At 58.4% G+C, this 4,381-nt stretch carries 4 protein-coding genes; 1 reads left to right on the forward strand and 3 read right to left on the reverse strand.

All coding sequences use genetic code 11. The features are described from left to right. Positions 1-174: LysR family transcriptional regulator (locus ABX749_RS23810; RefSeq protein WP_372898196.1), on the reverse strand; the 174-nt coding region annotated here is incomplete at its 3' end. A 98-nt stretch (positions 175-272) separates the two neighbouring features. Between ABX749_RS23810 and ABX749_RS23815 the strand changes: the two genes are divergently transcribed. Further along, positions 273-452, forward strand: a complete 180-nt coding sequence (locus ABX749_RS23815) for a hypothetical protein (protein ID WP_145220221.1) — start codon at positions 273-275, stop codon at positions 450-452. 156 nt (positions 453-608) lie between these two features. On the opposite strand, the gene ABX749_RS23820 is transcribed toward ABX749_RS23815, so the two are convergent. Then, a complete protein-coding gene (locus ABX749_RS23820; protein ID WP_372898194.1) occupies positions 609-1,895 on the reverse strand; it encodes a DUF1559 domain-containing protein in 1,287 nt (428 codons plus the stop codon). 254 nt (positions 1,896-2,149) lie between these two features. Further along, on the reverse strand, positions 2,150-4,381 hold a 2,232-nt coding region (locus ABX749_RS23825), incomplete at its 5' end, for an ASPIC/UnbV domain-containing protein (protein ID WP_372898195.1).

A 4,381-nucleotide genomic window follows, 5' to 3' on the forward strand; every position in this document is an offset into this window, starting at 1 on the left:
AATCAACGGCACCCCGAGCTCTTGTTCCAGCGCTCGCACTTGCTGCCACACCGAAGGCGTCGCCAGATCCAATGATTCGGCCGCCGCGGCAAATCCTTTGCCCCGCGAAAGTTCAACCATCGCCCGGAACTGTGCGATGCGAACTTGTTTGAAGTAACGGCGTTTTGGATTCATCGTGTGACCACCGCCAAGGCCTCGAATGTCAGCCCCCGACTTTGTATACTAATGGCTTGTGTTCGACGCTGAAACAGAACAATTAGCAAGGTTGGATTATGTTCAAAGCAATGGGTTTGGTGTTCACGTTCGCCGTGGCAATGTGCTTGGTCGGTTGTGGCGGTAGCGAAGGCGGTACCGTGACCGAAAACGCCGAGCTATCCGAGATCGAGGCCTATGAAGCTGCGATCGCTGCCGAAGAAGCAGCGATGAATGAGGATTTCGAAGAAACGGAATAGGGCGTTGCCGAGCCGTTCCTTCCCAACTGCATGAGGTTCGGGACCGATCAACGGCATTCGGCCGGCATCGCGAGCAACAATCACGACACAAAAAAACTCGACTTCGCGCTTGCGAAGCCGAGTTTTTCTTTTGGTCGTCAGTCAACGTCCACCGAGCTACTGGTTCAGCTGCTCTTGGATCGTTTCACTACTCGCCCTGGTTCCCAGTGCACCCCAAAGCCCGTACGGACTTTGTGAGCCCGGCACATTGTTATTGGCCGGTGTTCCATTGAGATAGACCATCGGGTTTCTCGAATTCCCCGCTTCGACCGAGTCGGTCATAAAGATGACCGCCCCATCACCCATCAAGACATGCGCACCGCCTTGGTGACGGCTCGACGCTGAGCCGATCAGCGTGTTGCCGGTATTGTTGATCCCGCAAATTTCCGAGTTGGGCGGCAAGATCGTCGACATACCCGAGAACATGATGCGGAAGTCCGCCCAACGATACCCCCGGCCGTTGCCGGCACCGGTATCAACGGGCGCGCTTGGATCCCAGAACTTGGGACGATCGGGGTCGATTTGACCCTGGTCTTCACACCACTTGGGGTTCTGCAGAATGACCGAGTTGTTGTTGCCCGCCAGGTTGGCATTCCGCGTTTGCCGGCCGCGTTTATCGCGGTCCTGCAAATCCGTGATGATCTCACCCATCATGATGGTATTGGAAAGACCATCCAAGATGTCACGAAACTTCGAATCCTTGTGCGGTACAAACGCACCACGGTCACACGCCAGCGAGTTTCTCGCGTAGCCGTTGTTTTGCTTCGGCACCCAAAAGTCCGCACGGTTCTGACCGCGGTCGAAGTCGATCGGTCCGCGAACAGCCCAGTGAATCGAATCGCCCATGCACGCACCATAATTGGTACGTCCCAGAGCCGGCAGCCCGACCCCCGGATCGCTGGGACAGCGAAGCGTTGGAATCTCGGTGACCCACGGTCGATACCGATTCAAGTGCGGCGCCGGTCCCATCGCCGGCCACGGAGTCGCAAACGGAGTCGTCGGATCGGTGGCATTGATGCGGCTCGGCTGGCTGATTTCGTCCCAAATCGCTTGCTGCTCCATGAACGGCGTCAACCCGCCCAAGGCACTCCACCGCCAAGCGGTGGCGTGCCCATAACCGGTCCACCAGTTCGTCGTCGGCGCATTCGACCCTTGGTTGACAGGCAGTCCACCCACGCCGTCCGTCCCGGCACCTTGAACCGGCAACTGCTTGTAAGCGGCATGGTAATTGTGAATCGCAATTCCGAGCTGCTTGAAATTATTGCTACAGCTCATCCGACGAGCTGCTTCACGTGCGGCTTGCACCGCGGGCAGGAGCAACCCCACCAGAATGCCGATGATGGCAATGACGACCAGCAATTCCACAAGCGTGAAACCCTGGCGTCGACTCAGACGTTGATTCATGAAATCGTCTCACAAAGAAGTATAGAAGAGGAACAAAGAACAACACTTTGGATCAGATCCAGCCGCTATCGGACCGCATCTTGGCTTCAAGATACCAAGCTAGAATTGGTGTGTCCAACAATCACGACGAAAAAGTGACACATGAGCCACACCCAACAGAGGTATACCAGGCACGAAAACCTGACCGCACTTGCCCCCTGAACTTGCCCCCCCGGTCTCGAGCAAGCGACAGCGGTGCGCCCTCCCCTGTCCCCTTATCGATCCAGCTCAAAGGCGTCGTTTTGAGACTGGACGATGACCAGACGACGGTCGGCGGCAAGGTTCGCGAACCGCTGGACTTCGCCATCAGGCCAACGAATCTCCAAACGCTCGACCGCCGCGTGCTCTCCGAGCCCGAAACTGAGGATCGCTTGGTTTCGGCACAGGTAGCCGTCGCCCGACTGCACCACTTTCGTCAACGTCTGATCTCCGATCGACAGCTTGACTGTTGCGCCGATGGCATCGCGTTCGGCCGTGGTCCCGACCAGTTGTAGCTGCATCCAATGGTGCGGCGTCTGCGTGCGGTTCTCCAGCAACGCCACCGGCTCGATCAGATCCGTCACAATAAAATCGACGCGTCCATCGTTGTTCCAATCGCAACTGGCAAGCGCCCGCGAAAGGTGCCCCGCATTCCAATACTCGGGATCGCCCGCCACGTCCTTGGCAACAAATCCCGTTTGCCCCATCGCAAACACCAAGGTCGGCATCTCAAACGCTCGGCCCTCGGCCGAGTAGTCTTCGACGTGCCCGTTGCCGATCACTAAATCGTCCCTGGTGTTGTTGTCATAGTCGAACGCTTGGACGCCGAACCCGAGTATCTTGTAGGTCGGTTGATCCAAACCGAATGCGACCACCAAATCATCAAAGAACCCGCTCTCGTCTTGCATGAACTGGTTGTTCCATTCCCGTTCAAAATTTGTGACATGCAAATCGGGTCGTCCGTTCAAATCAAAATCGGCGACGGCAATCCCCATGCATCCCTGCGGATTCCCATTGGCACCGAACGCAACGCCGCGCACCGCGGCCGTGTTTTGCCACTCCGTTTCTTCGCCGCCGCCCGCCACCCCGCGCTGCCACAAGTGATTCGCCAAACGGTCATTGGCAATGAAAATCTCGTTTCCAAGACCACCATCCAAATCGGTCAGCAAGACGCCCAGTCCTGTCGCCGGCGGAACTTGCCCGCTGGCATCGATCCACCGTCCGGCCACCGCCCCGTCACCGACAGAGAGAAACAGACGATCGCGGCCGGGACGATAGTCCAACGGAGCGGGTAGCCGAACCGGAGTTCCGTCGGGATGGTGCTCGACCGGATCATAGACCGCTGGATCATCGACATAGTTGACTTCGACAAGGTCCGGCAGATGATCACCGTTGACATCCCCGATCGCCAAACTGGTCGTGTACATCGGTTGCTGCCACACGTGATCGCCCGGTTGCGAGGCGAACGTTCCGTCGCCTCGGTTGATCAACAACGTGTTTCGCATCAGATTGCCGACCACCAGATCGGGAAAACCGTCTTGGTTCCAATCCCCCGCCGTGACGCCGCACGTGAAACCTCGGTCATCACAATCAGCCAACTCGGTCACGCCGATAAAACGCTCTCCCAACGAGCGTGCCAACAGGTTCGGACGCGTGCCAGGACCATTGGGCGGGTCGCCGGAGGCCTGTCCCAGATAGACGTCAATGTTTCCGTCCAGGTCGTAATCGATGCACGCCACCCCCGCCCCCAGTTGTTCGTACAACCGCAGTTCGCGGCGTCGTTGCACCGGGGCGTTGTAGTACGTGAACTCCAACCCAACTTGCGACGCGATGTTGGCAAACACCGGTTGGATCGCGGGGTAGTCGGATGGCTTCGTCGGCTCGTCCGTTGCCGGCACAACCGCGTTGTTGAATTCGGCCAGCTGAACATCACTGGGAAAACGTTCCAAGTCGACGCCACACAAGACCTTCTCCCGATTGTTGCGAATGAACAACTCGTCATCGGACATCGCCAGTGCTCGATCCAACTGCTCGAACGCACCGGCCGGCGACCCCATGTTCGCCAGCGCGATGCGATACCACGCCAACGCTTCCAACGGACGCCCCACTTCGGTCAACACTCGTGAGAGTTCGTCGACCGCAGCAGGCTTCATGCCGGCACCGGAAAACAGTTGGCGGGTGATCGTCATCATCCGATCGATCAACACGCCGCGGGCGCGAAACCGCTCGGCTTCCACCTCGTGTCCGCCGGCCGATAACGCCTGTCGGATCCGGTCGGTCGCCGCCAGATCACCCGGTTCCCGCAACACCGCCTCGGCAAACTGCCCGACCGCACGATCGAAGTCGCGGTGCCGCATCGCCCAGCCTCCCAGCGCCATCCAATAACCCGGATAACGCTGCGACCCCGGTTCCACCCTCCCCAGCCAATCTTTAAACGCGTCAAACCGCTGTGATTCGATCAACAACTG

This window comes from Stieleria sp. (genome assembly GCF_041595215.1).
GTDB lineage: Bacteria > Planctomycetota > Planctomycetia > Pirellulales > Pirellulaceae > Stieleria > Stieleria magnilauensis.

What these genes read in the sequence shown, in the direction of transcription:
- ABX749_RS23815 (WP_145220221.1), top strand. Translation starts at nt 273, where the DNA reads ATGTTCAAAGCAATGGGTTTGGTGTTCACGTTCGCCGTGGCAATGTGC.
- ABX749_RS23820 (WP_372898194.1), bottom strand. Translation starts at nt 1,895, where the DNA reads ATGAATCAACGTCTGAGTCGACGCCAGGGTTTCACGCTTGTGGAATTG.